This is a genomic window from Microbacterium sp. SW12, assembly GCF_055391095.1.
Map to the genome: position 1 here is coordinate 15392 of NZ_AP024335.1, position 18047 is coordinate 33438.

General features: G+C 67.4%; 16 protein-coding genes, 1 tRNA gene and 1 pseudogene. 6 read left to right on the forward strand and 12 right to left on the reverse strand.

Going from position 1 to position 18047, the window contains the following annotated elements; genetic code table 11:
- Positions 1–3: 3 nt before the first annotated feature.
- Positions 4–243: a cell division protein CrgA gene (locus MICSW_RS00080; RefSeq protein WP_464496431.1), complete on the reverse strand. Its 240-nt coding sequence runs from the start codon at positions 241–243 to the stop codon at positions 4–6.
- Between the two features lie 111 nt (positions 244–354).
- On the opposite strand from MICSW_RS00080, the gene MICSW_RS00085 reads away from it, so the two are divergent.
- Genes MICSW_RS00085 through MICSW_RS00095 form a run of 3 tightly spaced genes read left to right on the forward strand, consistent with a single transcriptional unit; the run spans position 355 to position 1966 of the window.
- Positions 355–1152 (forward strand): class E sortase, encoded by a 798-nt coding sequence (locus tag MICSW_RS00085; protein ID WP_292733557.1) that lies wholly within the window; start codon positions 355–357, stop codon positions 1150–1152.
- Entirely contained in the window at positions 1152–1307 is a 156-nt protein-coding gene (locus tag MICSW_RS00090) for a hypothetical protein (RefSeq protein ID WP_195692659.1), read from the forward strand. The genes MICSW_RS00085 and MICSW_RS00090 overlap by 1 nt, the downstream gene beginning before the upstream one ends.
- A complete protein-coding gene (locus tag MICSW_RS00095) occupies positions 1304–1966 on the forward strand; it encodes an anthranilate synthase component II (protein WP_292730080.1) in 663 nt (220 codons plus the stop codon). The genes MICSW_RS00090 and MICSW_RS00095 overlap by 4 nt, the downstream gene beginning before the upstream one ends.
- Positions 1967–2095: 129 nt before the next feature.
- Here the strand turns inward: MICSW_RS00095 and pknB are convergent, their stop codons facing one another.
- The 7 genes and pseudogenes from pknB to MICSW_RS00130 form a co-directional block, all read right to left on the reverse strand.
- Positions 2096–3796 carry a Stk1 family PASTA domain-containing Ser/Thr kinase gene (gene pknB / locus MICSW_RS00100; protein WP_228179225.1) on the reverse strand — a complete coding sequence of 567 codons (1701 nt, stop codon included), beginning with the start codon at positions 3794–3796 and terminating at the stop codon, positions 2096–2098.
- A 63-nt stretch (positions 3797–3859) separates the two neighbouring features.
- Positions 3860–5562, reverse strand: a pseudogene (locus MICSW_RS00105) (serine/threonine-protein kinase).
- Positions 5559–7013: a peptidoglycan D,D-transpeptidase FtsI family protein gene (locus MICSW_RS00110; protein ID WP_228179227.1), complete on the reverse strand. Its 1455-nt coding sequence runs from the start codon at positions 7011–7013 to the stop codon at positions 5559–5561. Before MICSW_RS00110 ends, MICSW_RS00105 begins: the two are co-directional and overlap by 4 nt.
- A 16-nt stretch (positions 7014–7029) precedes the next feature.
- Positions 7030–8436 (reverse strand): FtsW/RodA/SpoVE family cell cycle protein, encoded by a 1407-nt coding sequence (locus tag MICSW_RS00115; RefSeq protein ID WP_375237529.1) that lies wholly within the window; start codon positions 8434–8436, stop codon positions 7030–7032.
- On the reverse strand, positions 8429–9673 hold the full coding sequence (locus MICSW_RS00120; RefSeq protein ID WP_228179229.1) for a PP2C family protein-serine/threonine phosphatase: 1245 nt from the start codon (positions 9671–9673) through the stop codon (positions 8429–8431). The genes MICSW_RS00115 and MICSW_RS00120 overlap by 8 nt, the downstream gene beginning before the upstream one ends.
- A gap of 13 nt (positions 9674–9686) precedes the next feature.
- Positions 9687–10205, reverse strand: a complete 519-nt coding sequence (locus MICSW_RS00125) for an FHA domain-containing protein FhaB/FipA (RefSeq protein ID WP_464496432.1) — start codon at positions 10203–10205, stop codon at positions 9687–9689.
- Positions 10202–10939, reverse strand: coding sequence for a DUF3662 and FHA domain-containing protein (locus MICSW_RS00130; RefSeq protein ID WP_347424165.1), 738 nt, complete (start codon positions 10937–10939; stop codon positions 10202–10204). The genes MICSW_RS00125 and MICSW_RS00130 overlap by 4 nt, the downstream gene beginning before the upstream one ends.
- 151 nt (positions 10940–11090) lie before the next feature.
- Between MICSW_RS00130 and MICSW_RS00135 the strand changes: the two genes are divergently transcribed.
- Positions 11091–11174: transfer RNA gene (locus MICSW_RS00135), tRNA-Leu, on the forward strand.
- A gap of 56 nt (positions 11175–11230) precedes the next feature.
- Complete coding sequence (locus MICSW_RS00140) at positions 11231–11803, forward strand: hypothetical protein (protein ID WP_228179232.1); 573 nt, start codon at positions 11231–11233, stop codon at positions 11801–11803.
- 185 nt (positions 11804–11988) lie between these two features.
- On the opposite strand, the gene MICSW_RS00145 is transcribed toward MICSW_RS00140, so the two are convergent.
- Genes MICSW_RS00145 through MICSW_RS00160 form a run of 4 tightly spaced genes read right to left on the reverse strand, consistent with a single transcriptional unit; the run spans position 11989 to position 16808 of the window.
- The gene (locus tag MICSW_RS00145; protein WP_464496433.1) at positions 11989–14076 is read right to left on the reverse strand and encodes a bifunctional lysylphosphatidylglycerol flippase/synthetase MprF; all 2088 of its coding nucleotides are present in this window, start codon (positions 14074–14076) and stop codon (positions 11989–11991) included.
- 18 nt (positions 14077–14094) lie between these two features.
- Positions 14095–14766: an HAD hydrolase-like protein gene (locus MICSW_RS00150; RefSeq protein WP_228179234.1), complete on the reverse strand. Its 672-nt coding sequence runs from the start codon at positions 14764–14766 to the stop codon at positions 14095–14097.
- A 52-nt stretch (positions 14767–14818) separates the two neighbouring features.
- A complete protein-coding gene (nucS, locus tag MICSW_RS00155; protein WP_228179235.1) occupies positions 14819–15514 on the reverse strand; it encodes an endonuclease NucS in 696 nt (231 codons plus the stop codon).
- A 19-nt stretch (positions 15515–15533) separates the two neighbouring features.
- Positions 15534–16808, reverse strand: a complete 1275-nt coding sequence (locus tag MICSW_RS00160) for an MFS transporter (RefSeq protein WP_228179236.1) — start codon at positions 16806–16808, stop codon at positions 15534–15536.
- A gap of 79 nt (positions 16809–16887) precedes the next feature.
- Between MICSW_RS00160 and MICSW_RS00165 the strand changes: the two genes are divergently transcribed.
- Positions 16888–17970, forward strand: coding sequence for a LacI family DNA-binding transcriptional regulator (locus tag MICSW_RS00165; RefSeq protein ID WP_464496434.1), 1083 nt, complete (start codon positions 16888–16890; stop codon positions 17968–17970).
- The last annotated feature ends 77 nt before the right edge of the window (positions 17971–18047 follow it).

The following is an 18047-nucleotide window of genomic DNA, read 5'->3' on the forward strand; positions in this document are numbered from 1 at the left end:
CGGCTAGCGCCAGCGTGTGGTCATGAGGAAGCCGACGAAGGCGATCCCGAATCCGATGACGAGGTTCCACGCGTCGATCCCGGGAATCGGGAACTGCGTGCCGCTGATGTAGAAGATCAGAACCCAGACCAGGCCGAGCAGCATGAGCCCGATCATGACCGGCTTGAACCAGACAGGGTTCGGTGCGGAATCCGCGCTGCTGCTCTCGACGATCGGTTCGTCGTCGTTGCTCGGGCGTGCCATGCGTCAAGTCTAACTGCCAGGGCTCCTCCAGCAGGAGACGAATAGAATCGCCCGTGATGTACGACGCCCGGTGACCTGGGCCCAAACGAGGACTCAGACGAGGGGGATGCCGTGGGTGATGCGGAGGAGACGCCGCAGCTGACCCGGCGATCGCGTCGCACCACGAAGCGCCGCCGCCGGGTGAGCGTCCTCGGCGTGATCGGGGAACTACTCATCACCGTCGGTGTCCTCGCCTTCCTCTATGTCGGTTGGCAGTTGTGGCTCGGAGACGTCATCCAGGGCGCGCAGAAGAACGCTGCCGGCAGCGAGTTGTCGGAGCAGTGGGCACAGGCAGCAGAGACTGCATCTCCAACGCCGGATGCTTCGGCCTCGCCGGAGCCGACCGCCACCACCGACGCCGACGTTTCCATCCCTGTTCTCGGGCAGCCCGATGACGCGCAAGAGTTCGCTGTCATGCGTGTTCCCCGCTGGGGCTCGGACTACATGGTGCCGGTCGCGGGCGGTGTGACGCGTGCACGAACGCTCGACCCGATCGGCATCGGTCATTACCCGGGCACGCAAATGCCGGGAGAGACCGGGAACTTCGCCGTCGCCGGCCACCGCACGACGTACGGCAAGCCGTTCTCCGACATCGAGACCCTGCGGATCGGCGATGCGATCGTCGTCGAAACTGAAGCCGGCTGGTACACCTATCGGTTCCGCACCCTCGAGTATGTGAAGCCGACTGAGACCTCAGTGCTCAACGCGACGCCGCAGCTGGATGTCGCAGCCGGCGATGCCTACATCACGTTGACCAGCTGCAGTCCGCGCTGGAGCATGACGGAGCGCATCGTCGCGTACGGCGTGTTCGAGTCGTTCACTCCCCGCGAAGCCGGCCCGCCCGCATCCCTCACGGAAGGAATCGCCTGATGTATGCCGCTCTCTGGCACGTGCTGCCCGGCCCGTGGTGGGCAAAGGTCGCGATTCTCACCGTGATGGCCGCCGCTGTTCTGTACGGCCTCGTGTTCTACGTTTTCCCCTGGATCAGTGAGCTGACCACTCCGCAGGACGCGACAGTCGGGTGACCGCAGATCCAGCGAGCATCGCACCGGTGCTCGTAGTCGACAACCACGACAGCTTCGTCCACACGCTCGTCGGGTACCTGCACGAGTTGGGTGCCGCTACCGTCATGGTCGAGGCAGACCAGGTCAGCGTGGATGCCGTCCCGCGGCTCGTCGGTGAACACGCCGGCATCCTTATCTCCCCCGGTCCCGGTCGCCCCGCCGACACCGCGGCCTCGCAGAATCTTGTGCGCGAGGCCGTGGAGCGGGGTGTTCCCGTGCTCGGAGTGTGCCTAGGGCACCAGGTGATCGCCGAGGCACTGGGTGCGCGGGTGTCCGTCGCTCCGGAACTGTTCCATGGCGTCACCTCGCCGGTCACTCACGATGGGTCGACGCTCTTTTTCGGAATCCCGTCGCCGTTCATCGCCAACCGGTATCACTCGCTGTCGATTGATCCCGACTCGATCCCCGAGAGTCTCGTCGTCACGGCCCGCACCGACAGCGGAATCGTCATGGGCATCGCGCACCGCGACGCGCCGCTGTGGGGTGTGCAATTCCACCCCGAGAGCGTGCTCACCGAAGGCGGTTACCGGCTGCTGGCGAACTGGTTGGAACAGGTCGGCTATCCGGATGCCGTCGAACGATCCCGCACGCTCCGGCCGCACGTCGCCGCCGGCGTGTGAGTCAATCCCTCGCGAGACTGCACCGTGCCCGCGAGGCCGTGCGCTCAGTGGGCTCTCTCGCGGGCACGTTGCAGTCTCGACGGTCTAGCCAGACGAGGCGAGCGCCGCTCGGCGCCGTGCGGTCGGGGGTCAACCGGAGCAGTAGGTCAACGTGATCGTCGAGCGGACCGGGACCTCACCGGGCGCGAGGGACTGAGCGATGACGACAGGCGGGTTGGTCGCGGGGCACGACGTGTCCTCCTGCGTCTCGACCGTCAGCTGAGTGTCCGGGGCTTCGAGTTCGCGCGTGGCAGCCTCGACGGTGTACCCGGTCACGTCGTTGATCAGAACGCGTCCCGTCGCAACGACGAGGTCGACGCTGCTTCCAACCGCGACCTGATCACCGCCAGCCGGGTCCGCAGCGATGACGATTCCGGCGTCGAGGGCGGGGTCGTTGCGCGAGGTCACCGTGCCGACCTTCAGACCGACCTGCTCGAGGGCCTGCGCGGCAGTTTCCTGCGTGAGGCCGGTGAGCGTCGGCACGGCCGCGAGCTCTTGCCCCGTCGAAACGTAAACCTTGATCTCCTGGTTCACCTCGACCGAGACATCCGTGCCGGGTTCTGTCCGGATGACGTTTCCTTCGGCCACCTCGACACTCGACTCTTCGACGCGCACCGGAACGAGGTCGATCGCGGTCAGTTCTTCGGCGGCCCGATCGTAGGTCATGCCGGTGAGGTCGGGGACGATCCGGGAGTTGCTGGGGACGTTCTCGTCCCCGCGCGGAATGGTGAGCACCCAGAACAAGACCGAGATCAGCAACACGGCCAGGATCGCGACGCCTGCCCACACCCAGGCCACGGGGGGACCCGACTGCGTGCGGCGCATGGTCGTGTCGGTCGAGAGCTGCCGAAGCGACCGGGCAGTCTCTGCGGCTTGCCGCGGGTTGGGTCCGTAGAGCTCGCTGGTGAGTGTTCCCAACTGGCGGCGGGAGGGCGCCTTACCGGTCAGTGCGTGAGTCAGTGCGGCGCGAAACGAGGGGGCGTCTTGGTAGCGCTGGTAGGGATCCTTCGCGAGAGCGCGCAGCACTACGGCATCCAGCGCTCGCGGAATCTCTTCGTTGATCTCCGACGGCGTGAGGGGGGTCTCGCTGACGTGCTGATAGGCAACGGCAACCGGGGACTCGCCCCGGAACGGCGCTCTGCCGGTCAACAGCTCATAGAGCACGACACCGGTGGAGTACAGGTCGGCACGGGCATCGACCGGTTCGCCCTTCGCCTGCTCGGGCGAGAAGTAGGCGGCGGTGCCGAGGATCGCGGTGGTCTCGGCGACGGTGGACGACGAATCCGAGACGGCGCGAGCGATACCGAAGTCCATGACCTTGATGTGGTCGTCGGCGGTGACCATGACGTTGCCGGGCTTGATGTCGCGGTGCACCACACCGGCACGGTGCGAGTACTCGAGGGCTTCAAGGATGCCGTCGGCATAGGCGACGGCACGCTCGGCGTCGACAGGGCCCTCTTCGATGACGTCCTTCAGCAGTCGACCAGAAACCAGCTCCATGACGATGTACGGCACCGGCTGGGTCGTGCCGTCGGGAAGGGACTCGGTCTCTTCGCCGGCGTCGAACACGCGCACGATCGTCGGGTGCGACATCCGCGACGCCGCCTGCGCCTCCAAGCGGAAGCGCGTGCGGAAACCGGCATCGCGGGCCAGCTCAGGATCGAGGATCTTGATGGCGACGTCGCGGCCGAGGGTCAGGTCGTATCCGCGATACACCGATGCCATGCCGCCACGGCCGATCGACTCGTCGATCCGGTAGCGCCCCGACAGCACGCGAGAATCGTCGGTCACACTACCCCTCCCTGACTGAGCCAGCCTGTTCAGCCTAGTCGAGCGCTTCCTGTGAACCTCCGGTCAGGGAGTGGGGGTCGGGGTCGCTGGAGCCTCAATCTGAACCTGCATCTGCGGTGAGGCATCCGACGTGCGCTGCTCGGCGCCACTGCACAGGGCGGTGTACGACGCGGTGAGCGTCTGTCCGGCTGCGTTGGCGATCAGGATCGCCTCCTCGCGGTCGTTCGGGGGAACGTGCGCTGCGAGGTGCCGTCAACGGTGAAGACCGCGTTCTGCAGGGTGACGGTGTAGCCGCTGAGCGTGCCCGTGCCGGTGGGGCAGGTGAAGCTGTCCCACGTCAGCGTGACGGTCGAGCCCGCCACAGCAGGCTCACCGCCCTGGATCGCCGGGGGGTTGCTCGGGCCGCCGATGGGCGTGACCTGGCCGTAGCACGAGATCGTGAGCGCCGTTGTCGGCTCGATGTTGCCGGTCGGGTTCACCTGCCAAACGACGCCGACCTGCGAGTCATCCGGAGCAGCAGTGCCGTTGTCGGTGACCACTTCGAGCACCCCCGCGCTCTTGGCATCCTGCACAGCCTGGTCGCACTGCATGCCGACGAGGTTCAGGGCGTCGATGTTGATGCGGGTCTCACTCGGCGAGGGCGTCGGTGTCGAGGCGCTCGGCGACGGGGCCGACGACGAGCTCGTGGGGTCGGGTGACGGCGGCTGGTTGGCAACCAGGGCCCAGATCGTGCCGCCGAGCACGAGCACAAGCAGCACGATGAGCGCGACGAGGGGCCAGGTCCACGGGCTGCGCTTGCGCGGCGCAGGCTCTTCGGTAGGGGTCTCCGGAGCCGGCATCAGCCGTGTCTCGGCGGATGTCGCGGTGGACGTCAGCAGTGCCGTTGCGTCATCAGCGGCGATGGCGCCCGTGGCGATCGCCGGGATCGCTGCTGCTGCGGCGGCGACGTCGCCTCGGCGCAGAGCCGTGGCTGCCCGAGCAACGGCAGCCGCCGTGGCAGGTCGGTCCTCGGGCTTTTTGGCGATCATCGCCATGACGAGGTTCTGTACCGGAACAGCCACGGTTGGCGGCAGCGGCGGCGGCTGCTCGTTGATCTGGGCCATCGCGATCGCGACCTGGGACTCGCCGGTGAACGGACGCTTGCCGGCCAGGCATTCGTACGCGACGATCCCGAGCGAGTAGATGTCGGTGGCAGGGGAGGCCGGGTGACCGGATGCTTGCTCGGGCGAGAGGTACTGCACGGTGCCCATGACCTGGCCTGTCGCGGTCAGGGGAACCTGGTCGGCGATACGAGCGATGCCGAAGTCCGTGATCTTGACGCGGCCGTCGGGGGTGATCAGCAGGTTCCCGGGCTTGATGTCTCGATGGACGAGGCCCGCCGCGTGCGCTGCCTGCAGGGCTGCAGAGGTCTGGGCGATGATGTCGAGCGTCTTGTCAGTCGACAGCGATCCGTCTCGTTCGAGGATCGTCGACAGGGCTTCACCGGGAACGAGCTCCATCACCAGGAACGCACTGCCGTTCTCTTCGCCGTAGTCGAAGACGCTGGCGATGCCCTCGTGGTTGACGAGCGCTGCGTGCCTGGCCTCGGCGCGGAACCGCTCGAGGAACCCGGGGTCGCCCATGTACTCGTCTTTGAGGATCTTGATCGCGACCGTCCGTCCGATGACGTGGTCGGTTGCTTCCCAGACCTCGCCCATGCCGCCGATCGCGATTCGCGAATCCAGCTCGTAACGGCCGCCGAAGGTCACACCCTGCGTCGGTCTCATTTGTTCAGCACCGCCTCCATGACCTTCTTCGCGATCGGGGACGCGATGAGATCTCCGTATCCCGACTGACCCATTCCGCCACCGTTCTCCACGACGACAGCCACTGCCACCTCGGGATCGTCGGCGGGCGCGAACCCGGTGAACCAGAGGGTGTACGGCTTGTTGGGTCCGTTCTCCGCCGTACCCGTCTTACCGGCCACGTCGACGCCCTCTATTCTTGCATTCGAGGCGGCGCCGTTTTCGACATTCGCGACCATCATGGCGACCATCTCCTCGTTCAACGCGGGACTCAGTGCCTCGCCGAAAACGGTGCTCTCAAACGTCTGCTGCACCGAAAGGTCGGGCCCGATGACCTGGTCGACCATGCGGGGGTTCATGACGATGCCGCCGTTGGCGATACCGGCCGAGACCATCGCCATCTGCAGCGGCGTCGCCGTCACCTGCCCCTGACCGAAGCCGGTGAGCGCGGTCTGCGGAGCGTCCAGCCCCCGGGGGTAGCTCGAGGGAATCGAGTCGAGCGGGATGCTGAACGAGAGGTTGAAGCCGAACTTCTCAGCCTGCTGGCGGATGGCCTCGTCTCCGAGCTGCACGGCAAGCTGAGCCATGGGGATGTTGCAGCTCAGGCGCAGCGCGTCGGCTATCGATACCGTCTCGCCCGGCCCACATGTTCCGCCGCTGGCGTTGCGGATCGTGTTCGACGACTGGGGCAGCTGCCAGATGGCCGGGTTCGGGATCTGCGAATCGGGCGTGTAGTCGCCCGACGCCAGAGCCGCCGCGACGACGACGACCTTGAACGTCGATCCCGGTGGGTTGAGATCCCCCGCGATGGCGCGGTTGTAGAGCGGGTCCGCGGGATCCGCGAGCAGGGCGGCGTAATCAGTCTCGACCTGAGCGGTGTCGTGCGAAACGAGGAGGTTCGTGTCGTAGCTGGGGCTCGTGACCATCGCGAGGACTCGGCCCGTGTCGGGTTCGATCGCGATGACCGCGCCCTGCAGGTCGCCGAGGGCCTCGTACGCGGCTCGCTGGACGTCGGCATCCAGCGACAGCACGACATTGGAGCCGCGCGGCGGCTGCCCGGTGAGGATCTGTTCGATGCGAGAGAGGAACTGCGAGCTTGCGGTGCCGCTGAGCTCGTCGTTCATGGCCTGTTCGATGCCGGTCGCTTCGCCCACCACCGGGATCACCCCGGTCACCGGAGCCCACATGTCGGGGTCGACGTAGACCCGCTGCCAGCTGAAGACGTCACTCGAGGGGACCGATGACGCGATAGCCGAGCCGCTTGCGATGATCGAGCCGCGCTGCACTTCGTAGGAGTCGTACAGGGCACGCGTGTTGCGCGGGTAGTCGGCGAGATCCGCCGACTGGATTCCCTGGATCCACGTCGTCGAGGCGAACAGGGCGAGGAACATCATGAGCATCAGGATGCTCAGCCGCCGCAACTCCTTGGTCATCGCCGCATCACCCCCATCATCCGATCACCGCGCGAGGACGGCTGCGGACGGCATCCGAGATGCGAAGCAGAAGGGCCACGATGATCCAGTTGGCAACGAGCGAGGATCCGCCCGCGGCCAGGAACGGTGTCGTGAGGCCCGTGACGGGGATGACTCGGGTGACGCCGCCGACCATGATGAACACCTGCAGGGCGATCGTGAACGCGAGACCGGTCGCCAGCAGCTTGCCGAAGTCGTCTTGACCGGCGACGCCGATCCGGATGCCGCGCGCAACGAACACCATGTACAGCAGCAGGATGGCGAAGACACCGGCAAGGCCGAGCTCTTCACCCAGGCTCGGCAGGATGTAGTCGCTCTGCGACAGCGGCGTGATGTAGGGCCGCCCCTGCCCGAGCCCGGTGCCGATGAGCCCGCCGTGGGCGAGGCCGTAGATTCCCTGCACGAGCTGGAAGCTGCCGCCGTAGGCGTCGATGCGCTCAGGGTTGAACGGGTCGAGCCAGTTGTCGAACCGTCCGCCGACGTAGGACAGCACCCGCGAGGCGAAGAAGGCGCCGGCCGCGGCCAGGACGAGACCGATGACGACCCAGGACGTCTTGCCGGTGGCGACGTAGAGCATCGCGACGAACATGCCGAACAGCAGCAGTCCGGTGCCGAGGTCGCGCTGCAGCACGATGATGCCGAGCGAGATCAGCCAGAGGACGAGGAGGGGACCCAGCTCGCGCGCCCGCGGCCACGTCATGCCCAGGAACCGGGTTCCGACCGAGCTCAGGCTCTCGCGGGTGCGCACGAGGTAGCCGGCGAAGAAGATCGCCAACGAGATCTTCGCGAGCTCGCCGGGTTGGAACGAGAAGATCCCGAGCGACACCCAGACGTCCGCGTTCGCATCGGTACCGAGGCCCGGCACGATCGGAAGTAGCAGCAGGGCGATCCCGGCGAACCCGAAGATGTAGGTGTAGCGGAACAGCACGCGGTAGTTGCGCAGCGCGATCACCACGGCGAGGCATCCGAGGATCGCAATGCCCGCCCAGGCGAGCTGGCGAACCGACGCCGCATCCCACCCTTCGGCGCCGTCGGCGAGGTCGATGCGGTAGATCATCGCGATCCCGAGCCCGGTGAGGAGGGTCGCAATCGGCACGACGAACGGGTCGGCATCCCGGGCCCAGACGCGCAAGGCGATGTGGACGGCGATGACCGTGGTGAACAGTCCGCCGAAGGCGATGAGGTAGGCGGGGGCGATCTCGCCCATGACGCCGAGCTGCACCAGCGCGAGGGCGCCCAGCGAGAGCACGAGGGCGAACAGCAGCAGGCCGAGTTCGCGGTTGCGCTGCTTCTGCGGGGTGCGCAGTCGCTTGAGCGCGCGAACGACTGCCGTGTCGGTCGAGACGTCGGCCGCCGGTTCACGCGTGATCGCGGGATCAGCCATCTGATTCCTCCGCGTCGTCGGGATCGAGCGCGTTCACGATCGCTCGCGCATCTGCGAGCGATCGGGCCGAGATCGTGCCTTCGACCGTTGCGCGCTTGAAGTTGCTCAGATCGGCGAGCAGGATGCCGGTGTCCTCGTACGGCGTCGACAGCGAGATCGGGCCGATGTTCTGCTGGATGCCGCGGTAGATGACGACAGTGTCGTCGTCGGCGCCGACGAAAAAGCGGGTCTGCGTCCACTGGTAGGCGCCGAAGAGGGCGACGCCGATCATCGCGAGCACGATCACGAACCCTGCGATCCAGGCAAGCCGGCGGCGTCGCGACCGGCGGCGGTCCTCTTCGATGAGCTCTTCGAGGAACTCCGGGGCCGGTTCGAAATGGGTCGGCTCGTTGGCTGCCTGCCGCGCAGGATGCAACCAGCCCGTCAGGGAGCTGCGGGCCGCGGGGACGTCGATTCCCTCCGGATTCGACGCGGACCCGACAACCGTCGCGGTTCCCGAGAAGAGCGGATGCCGCCCCCCGACATCCACCAGCACGATGGTGACGTTGTCGGGAGCCCCGGCATCCAGAGCCATCTTCAGCAGAGCGTCGGCGGTGCGGGCGGGAGCGAGATCTGCCGCGAGTGCCTTGGACGTCTGGGTGTCGGGGACGACGCCGCACAGCCCGTCCGAGCACAGGAGCCAGCGGTCACCGGGCTGAGTCGGCATGACGAAGGTGTCGATCTCGGGGTTCGGCGACATGTCACCGAGCACGCGCATCAGCACCGAGCGCCGCGGGTGATACCGCGCCTCTTCGGGAGTGATGCGACCCGAGTCGACCAGACGCTGGACGAACGTGTGGTCCGTCGTGATCTGGGTCAGGGCCCCGTCGCGGTACAAGTACACGCGGGAATCGCCGATGTGGGCGATCACGGCGTAGTCATCGACCATCGCAAGCGCGCTCACGGTGGTTCCCATGCCGGCCAGTTCCGGGCGCGCGGCGACGGTATCGATGAGGGCAGCCGCGGTATCGGTGATCGCCTCGCCCAATGCGCGTTCTGCTGCAGCGGGTGAGTCGAAGGGTCGATCGAGCTCTGCCAGCTGCGCGATCGCGATGCTCGAGGCCACGTCGCCACCGGCGTGGCCGCCCATCCCGTCGGCGACGACGAACAGGTTGGACCCGGCGTACCCGGAGTCCTGGTTGTTCGAGCGCACCTTGCCGGTGTGCGACAGCGCCGCGCTGGATCCTTCGAAGACCATGACGGGTCGGCCGTTACTTCCGCAGCTCGAAGGTTGTCGCGCCGACCTTGATCGGGGCGCCGATCTTCACCTCGACCGGCGCGCTCACGCGTGCGCCGTCATGCCAGGTGCCGTTCGTCGAATCGAGATCCTGCAGCATCCACTGCTCGCCCCACAGCAGGAGACGCGCGTGGTGGCTCGAGGTGTAGTCGTCACGGATGACCAGGCCCGACTCGCTGGATCGCCCGATCGTCAGCGGTTCGGTTCCCAGGGGGAGCTCGAGACCGGCCTTGGGGCCGCTCGTGATCACGATGCGCGAGACGGCGTCTCTCGTTGCGGGTCCCCCAGCGGCTCCGGAGGGTGCCGGCTGTGCTGTGGGCGCCACGGGGGCTGTCTCTCGGGGCGAAGACGGTCCGGCCGCCGCAGCCTCCGGCATCCGTCGTACCCGCACACCGAACACGTCGGCACGCAACGAGTAGACCACGGCGAAGACGAAGAACCAGAGCAGCAGCAGAAAGCCGATCTGCAGCAGAAGAAGTGTCAGTTCACTCATGCGCGGCCGCCCCCGTCGAACACGTCGAAAGCGCGCGTGGCATCGGATGCTGCAGGTCGCGCCGGCGCCGAGGCCTGCGCGACGACGCGGAAGATCATGTCGGTGCGGCCGATCGTGATGGTGGAGTCCGGTGGCAGGGGGGACTCGGTGATCTTGCGACCGTTCAGCAGCGTGCCATTGGTCGACCCGAGGTCGCGCACCATCGCGCGCTCGCCGTCCCACAGCACTTCGACGTGCCGGCGGCTGGTTCCGGAATCCGCGAGCGTGATGTCGGCGTCGCTTCCCCGACCGATCACCGTGCGGGCCTTCACGAGCGGATGCCGCTGGCCCGCGATGTCAAGTACGCCGCGCCATGACACCGAGCCTTGTGCGGTCGACGAGTCGACCTGCAGCGTGCCGGTCGAGAGGGCGTCGTCTCGACGAATGGTTACGGAAACGGGGCCGGCGAAGGTATATCCCTGTGAGCGTGCGTGCTTCGTGACGAGCTCGGCCAGTTCGTCGACGAGCGGCTGTCCGATCGCCTGCATCCGTTCGTCGTCGGCGGGTGCCAGCCGGACGGTGAACGTGTTCGGGGCAAGGATCCTGTCCCGAGCCACCACGGCGGCCTTCTTGTCGAGCTCGCTGCGCAGGGCGGAGGCGATCTCGACGGGTTGGATCCCGCTACGGAAGGTCTTCGCGAACGCGCCGTTCACGGCACGTTCGAGTCCCTTCTCGAAGCTGTCAAGTAGTCCCACGGATCTCCTCAGGCAGGCAGAGCGGTCCACCCATGCTAGTTGGAGACTCTGAACGGGCCATGGACGACCTGGCGGAAGCGCCGATACCGGGCTCGACGCGCCGATCCGTCGTGATATCCTCGGGAAGTTGATCCGCGGTCCGCCGCGGTTCGCGCGAGTGGCGGAATAGGCAGACGCGCTGGCTTCAGGTGCCAGTGCCCGAAAGGGCGTGGGGGTTCAACTCCCCCCTCGCGCACAGGAGAGAAGGTCCCGAGAGGGGCCTTCTTTTCGTCCTACCCGACTCGAGGCGTCATGAGATTCCAGCCTGCCGCGGCCCTGGCCGCACTCACGATCGTGGGGCTTGCGGTGACGGGGTGTACCGCCGAGTCGGCGCCCGACCCGAGTCCGACTCCGTCGGTCAGCGAGAGTGCGGAGGCTGCGCCGGGGACGCGGGGCAACCCGCTCCCGGTCGGCGAGACCATCCGGCTCTCGGACGCGTCGGCATGGTCAGTCGGTGCGACTGCCGCGACGGAGGTCGGCGACGGGTATGTCGTGCTGCCGCTTCGTATCCTCATCGATTGGGATGCGATCCGTGCGCAGCTGGTCGAGGCGGGCGAGGATCCGGCGGACGCTGACGCGCTCGGGATCGACCCGTGGGCCTCCCTTGTCGTGCGCTACATCGGCGCGAGCGGGCGCAGTTACGAACTGTTCGAGAATGCCGCAGCTGACATACCGAATCAGCTCTGGTCGATCGGAACGGTGTATCCGCCCGCCGAGGATCTGTCGGCGAACGTCGCTGTGAGCGTCCCGGCCGAGGAGATCGAGGGCGGCGTCTGGACGGTGCTCAACACCGGCGGTGACGCGGTCTTCCTCGCGACATCCTGAGCGGACCGGCGATCTGACCCAGCGGTGGTACCTGCGGGACGCGGGTGTCGATAGAGTGTGGCTCGTCGCGCTTTGGCGCGATCTATCCGGGGGGATCCGTCGACGCCCGGGTCTGGAGCGTTGCTCGGCCCGGGCGTTCGATGGCACCACGTTCGATGGCGCCGCGTTCGATCGCGCGGTGTCCCTCAGGATCGTCCGCTGCGGAGCAGTTCCCGACTCGATCCAGCGAGCTGACGCAGCGAAGCATCGGGCAGGAACGCTCGGGTCAACGCGAGTCCGATCCGCGCCAGGTCAGCCTCGTCGCGGTACAGCAGGTACAGCGACTCGTAGCGCGGATGGAACTTCTCCTTGAAGCGGTGCAGCGACCGGAAGCCGTACACCGGCTCGAGCATGTCGGCCAGCCGCTCGGTGATGTCAGCGATCATGCCGGCGTCCGGCGGGTAGTCATGCGTCAAGGGCGCGCCCGACAGGGACAGCATCCGTGCTCCCTCGTCGGCGAAGAATCGCGCCGACGAACCGATCAGGAACTCCATCACCGGCCCGAACCCGCCCTCGCGGCGGCGCATGAGGTCGAGGGTCCAGCCCTCTATGCGGCCTTCGCCGTAGACCGGTAGCCAGGAGAGGAATCCGTCGACGTCGCCGTGCGGTGAGATGGCCAGCGCCAGGCGCACCTCAGGGTCGGCAGCCTCGTGCAGAGTGCCGAGTGTGAATCCCATTTCCGGCAGGCCCTTATCGCCGACCCACATGTCAGAGATGGCGCGCAGCTGTTGCTGGATGCCCCAGGGCTCGTCGACCAGGCGTGTCATCCGGAAGGTCATTTCTTCGCGGTTCGCGCGGTTCAGCGACGTGCGAACCGCAGCCCACCGCTTGCCGGTGAATTCGAGTCCCGCCAGGTCGACGATCGTGTCGTCGGCGACGATGAGGTTGCGCCAGCCCTCCGGTATGACAGCGCGGGTTGCGTCATCGGCCGAGAAAAAGCACGGTATGAGCCCCGCGCTCTCGGCCATCGAGACGAACTCCCGCACCGATTCCGCGCGGCTCTCGCGGGGTCCGAGCGGGTCGGCCAGAACGAGGGCCACCCCTGAGCGGCGCTGGTAGGCGACGATTCCCGAACTCGTGCGGGCATACGACAGGCCCTCCCAGGTCGTCATCCACGACAGGGTGCCGCCGCCGAAGTCGTGCAGCATCTGGCGCACATCGCTATCGGTTGGCGTCGGGCTGAGGCCGAGGCTCGCGCGGCGGCGCCCACGGAAAGCGCCGCGCACCCACACGAGGTAGACGAGCAGGATGCCCCACAAGACCGCCGTCGCGACCGTTACCGACGGGTCGCCGTCCCAGGTGAGATCGGCGGCGGGGAAGCTGACGTACAGCGCGATGACCAGGATGCCCAGAACGACGTTGATGCTCGCGAGGACGACGGCGATGACCCACGCCCAGCGGCGGCCGCGGAACAGTCCGCGGGCAACCAGAAGCAGGATGACGACGTCGATTGCGGTGTCGATCCAGGACCCACCGCCGAGTTCGGTGCGACCGAACGGACCATCGGTGGGAACGATGGAGGTGAGGGTCTCGATCGCTGCCAGCGCGAGAACCGCTATCAGGGCGACGAATCGCTGCTCTTGAACGCTCACGCGTCGGACCCGGAGCGGGCGCGCCACGACCAGAACGAGCAGGATCGCGAACGTGTGCTCGATGTCCGCGAGCGAACCCCAATACAGCAGGGCCACCGCGCCGCCGCCGAGCAGTACGAGCCACGCGCGGGAGCGCCACGGCGACGGCAGCAGGCTGGCGGCAGCCGCCAGGCAGGCCATCGTGCCGCCGGAGGGGCCGACATCCAGGGCGAGGGCCTCGCGCTGCGCCCAGGGCCAGGGTGTGAAGGCCAGGAGCCAGAGGGCCAGGGCGCTGGCGAAGATCGCGAACAGCTGTCCCACCGTGTAGTACGCGAGGGCTACTCGGGTTCCGCGCCGCCACTCGAGGTACCCCATGCCGACGAAGCTCGCGATCGTGATGAGGTAGACCCACGGATGGACGACGAAGAACGTTCCCGTGACCGGTGCCCACCACTGGCCCTCCAGGAACGCCGGCAGCCCGTAGGCCACCTCCGCGAACAGCGGATTGTGCTTGAACGATTGCCACAGGCCCTGCCAGATGACGCCCACCGCGAGCAGTGCGAGGACGAAAACGATCGTGGCCGGCATCCGTGACACGACGGTTCGAATCCCGACACCGAGTGTCGATCGCGCGCGGGTTTCGGTCGCTGCGGTGTCGGTCATCGTTGCCCTCCTGCGCACCTATTCTGTCGGTGTCAGCAGCAACTCGCGCAGCGACGCGACGTCGTCGACCGTTGCCTGTGCACCCTCGGACTCGTGGGGCCAACTGAAACCCCACCGCACGAAGATCACCGGCACGTCATTGACGGCGCCCCCCTCGACATCGTGGTGACGATCCCCGATGAGCACGGGCCGCGACGTGTCGACGCCCACCGCGCGCAGCCGCCGCAGCGCTTCAGCGACGATGTCGGCCTTCGCGCTGAGTGTCCGCTCATCGGGAGTGGCGCCGGTGATCGCACGCAGGTGCGGCGACAGCGCGAAATGCTCCATCAGGGCGACGACTTGGTTCTCGGGCTTGGAGCTGGCGGTCGCCTGCGGGATTCCGGCGCGATCGAGATCGGCGATGAGCTCGCCGATGCCGTCGAACAACCGCGCACCTGTCGTATAGCCGTCGGCCTTGCTGAGGGCCCGGTAATAGGCGACGGCATCCGTCGACTGCTCCGGGGTCATGCCGAGGTTCACCTGGAACGACTCGAACATCGGCGGACCGATCCAGTGGACGAGCTCGGCCCGGGTCGGTGCGGGATAGCCGAAGTGCTCGAGGGTCGTGGTCAGTCGACGAAGGATGCCGTCGGAGGCGTCGACGACGGTGCCGTCGACGTCCCACAGCACGCAGGTCCAGGGAGATCGCATGACTCCACGCTAGGGGAACCGCGGCACCGTGACCGCGGCTAGCGGGTGAGGGCTAGAACAGGCGCGGCGCGCCGGACTCGATTCCCTTCATGCCCTCGTAGTCGAGGGTGACGCAGCGGATGCCACGGTCCGTGGCCAGCACGCGCGCCTGCGGCTTGATCTCCTGGGCCGCGAACACTCCCGTCACCGGTGCCAGGTGCGGATCCCGCCCGAGCAGCTCAAGGTAGCGCGTGAGCTGCTCAACCCCGTCGATGTCGCCTCGACGTTTCACCTCGACGGCGATCGTGCCGCCGTCGGGGTTGCGCAGCAACAGGTCCACAGGGCCGATGGCGGTCGGGTACTCGCGACGAACGAGGCTGAGCCCGTCGCCGATGACGTCGACCTGCTCGGCAAGGAGTCGTTGGAGGTCAGCCTCGACGCCGTCTTTCACCAGGCCCGGGTCGATGCCGAGCTCGTGCGAGGAGTCGTGGACAACCTCGTAGATTCGCACGAGGAGTGCATCGCCGGTCTTCGCGTGGGTCACGCGCCACTGCTCGATGACGCCGACGTCGGCGGCTTCGGCATCCGGCTCTTCCACCACCAGCGAACAGGGCGGGCTCATCCAGTTGAGGGGCTTGTACGAGCCGCCGTCCGAGTGCACGAGCAGCGATCCGTCGCCCTTGTGAACCAGCAGCCTGGTCGCGAGCGCGAGATGCGCGTTCAGTCGGCCGGTGTAATCGACGGTGCAGCGGGCGATGACAAGACGCACCCGTCGAGCCTAACGGCCCTCACTCCGCGCGAGTATCGGCGGGTTCCGAGGGGCGCTCACCGCCGGCAGGCGCCGGAGCGGGCACCGCGAGCGGCCGGGCAGCACCCGATGCGAGCCCGGAGGCGATTGCGAGGGCGACCAGGATGTAGAGCGTGTTGAGCACGCCGATATGGAAGCTGATGAACCCCAGGATCGGTGGGCCGCACAAAAACGCGACGTAGCCGATCGTGGCGGCTGCGCTCACGCGTGCTGCGGCTTTCGCGGGGTCGTCAGCGGCGGCCGACATCCCGAGCGGGAAGCCCAGGGAGGTGCCCGCGCCCCAGAGCGCAGCCCCGACGAAGATCAGTGGGACGTTCGGCGCGAGGATGAACAGCAGCAAGCCGGATGCCGCGAGCAGGGAAAGCACGCGCAGGGTGGCGACGCGGCCGAACCTGTCGACCAGGGGCCCACCGAAGACCCGGACCACCGTCATGCTGACCGAGAACACGGCAAGCCCGATCGCCCCGAGCGCTTCGCTGGCGTCGTGGCCGTCCACGACCCCCAGGGCGAGCCAGTCGTTGGCCCCGCCCTCGGCGAAGGCCATCCCGAGCATGATGATCCCGAGTGTGTAGGTGCGGGGCTCCTTCCATGCCGACAGGGCGACGCTCAGCCGTTCGCGCATGCGCGGCTTCTGCGTCGGCGTCGGGTCGGCATCCGGGTCCATCGCGATCTCCCGGGCGGGCACGTTGGCGCTGGCCCACAGGCCGGTCAGGGCGAGGAGACCGGCGATCAGCGCGGTGTGCGTCAGCACGTTCGAGTTCACCGCGATCGCGAGGGCACCGAGGCCCGCGCCGGCGACGGTGCCGAAGCTGAAGAAGGCGTGGAACAGCGGAAGGATCGTCTTGCCGATCGTCTTTTCGATCGCGGCACCCTCGACGTTCATCATGACGTCGACGGAGCCGTTGCCCAGTCCGAACAACGCGAGACCCACGATCACGAGAATGTATGAATTCGCGACGTCCACACCGATTCCGACGAGCGCGACACCGACCGAGAAGGTGAGGATGGCGCCGAGCATGCTTCGGCGAGCACCGAACCGGGCGAGAACGACGGATGCCAGGGACAGGCCGATGATCGATGCCAGACCTGCGCCCAGCAGCATGAAGCCGATCTGAATATTGTCGACCCCGAGCGTCGCCTTGATCGCCGGCACCCGCGCAGCCCATGTCGCCACGCTCAGACCGCTCAGGAAGAAGATGGTGAAGACAGCCGTGCGCCATCGGGTGATCTGAGCGCGAGTGAGAGCGGTATCCACCGGACGAGTGTATCGAATCGTTTCGACGCGCACCATGTCCCGGTTCACGGCGCGTGCAAGCCAGTACCATCGAGGCACCATGAGCGAGCGCAGGGCAACGATCACTGACGTCGCGCGCGAAGCCGGAGTCTCCCCCTCCACGGCGTCCGTCGTCTTCAGTGGCAACGCGCCCGCCTCCGCCGAGACCCGCCGTCGCGTGCTGGCGGCTGCCGAGGCGCTCGGGTACACCGGTCCGGATCCCCGCGCCGCGTCGCTGCGGCGGGGCAGGTCCGGCATCGTCGGCGTCGTATTCGGGGGTTCGCTGCGTGCCGCCTTTCACGACCCGGTGACGATAGCGATGATGGACGGCATCGCCGAGGGGGTGGCGCCGCTTCGTGCGGGGCTTCTGTTGCTGCCCGATGAGACGTCAGCTGCGGCTCCGGCAACCGGCACCGACAGCGGTGCGATCGAGGTGTCATCGGCGATGACCTCCGCGCCGATCGATGCTGCGGTCCTCGTCGGATTCGGACAAACCCGCCAGCCCTCGCTCGACGTTCTGCGCGCTCGACGCGTGCCCGTTGTCGTCATCGAAGGCGACGCGGGGCCCGACATCCCGCGGATCGAACTGGACAACAGCGCGGCGCAGCAGCGGGCAGCGAGCTACCTCAGGGACCTCGGCCACGAGCGGGTGACCCTGCTCACTCTCCCGATCCGTCCGTCGCGTGCCCGCGGCTGGTTCGGACCCGCCGATGCCGTCGAGGTCGACGTGACCGCGGCGCGCCTGACCGGCGCCCGTGCCGTCTATCCCGAAGCCCCGACATACGCTGCGGTGACCAGCTCGATCGATGAAGGCTTGATAGCAGGCCGCGAGATTCTTGCCGGGCCCGACCGACCGACCGCGGTGATTGCCCAGACCGACCTGCTTGCCGCGGGCGTGATCCGCGCAGCAGAAGAGTGCGGCCTGCGCGTTCCCGAGGACCTCAGCGTCACCGGCTTCGACGGGGTGGACGTCGACGGCCTGGATGCCTACGAACTGACGACCCTGGTGCAGCCGGCCGTCGAGAAGGGGCGCGCCGCCGGGACTGCAGTGGTGTCGATGCTGGCGGGGGAGGATGCGGCATCCGTCACGTTCACGTGTTCGTTCCGAACCGGTACCACCGCCGGCCCGGCTCCCCGGGCGTGATCCTATGGCCAGACGGCCACGCCCGATCACGGCCCGGATAGGATGAGAACCACACCCTGATCGCCCGATCCCGCAGC

Excerpts from the sequence above, each read along its gene's own strand:
- MICSW_RS00145 (WP_464496433.1), bottom strand. The coding sequence starts at position 14,076 with ATGACCGACACCGCAGCGACCGAAACCCGCGCGCGATCGACACTCGGT.
- MICSW_RS00080 (WP_464496431.1), bottom strand. The coding sequence starts at position 243 with ATGGCACGCCCGAGCAACGACGACGAACCGATCGTCGAGAGCAGCAGC.
- MICSW_RS00150 (WP_228179234.1), bottom strand. The coding sequence starts at position 14,766 with ATGCGATCTCCCTGGACCTGCGTGCTGTGGGACGTCGACGGCACCGTC.
- MICSW_RS00110 (WP_228179227.1), bottom strand. The coding sequence starts at position 7,013 with ATGACCAAGGAGTTGCGGCGGCTGAGCATCCTGATGCTCATGATGTTC.
- MICSW_RS00115 (WP_375237529.1), bottom strand. The coding sequence starts at position 8,436 with ATGGCTGATCCCGCGATCACGCGTGAACCGGCGGCCGACGTCTCGACC.
- MICSW_RS00090 (WP_195692659.1), top strand. The coding sequence starts at position 1,152 with ATGTATGCCGCTCTCTGGCACGTGCTGCCCGGCCCGTGGTGGGCAAAG.
- MICSW_RS00125 (WP_464496432.1), bottom strand. The coding sequence starts at position 10,205 with ATGAGTGAACTGACACTTCTTCTGCTGCAGATCGGCTTTCTGCTGCTG.
- MICSW_RS00165 (WP_464496434.1), top strand. The coding sequence starts at position 16,888 with ATGAGCGAGCGCAGGGCAACGATCACTGACGTCGCGCGCGAAGCCGGA.
- MICSW_RS00120 (WP_228179229.1), bottom strand. The coding sequence starts at position 9,673 with ATGGTCTTCGAAGGATCCAGCGCGGCGCTGTCGCACACCGGCAAGGTG.
- MICSW_RS00140 (WP_228179232.1), top strand. The coding sequence starts at position 11,231 with ATGAGATTCCAGCCTGCCGCGGCCCTGGCCGCACTCACGATCGTGGGG.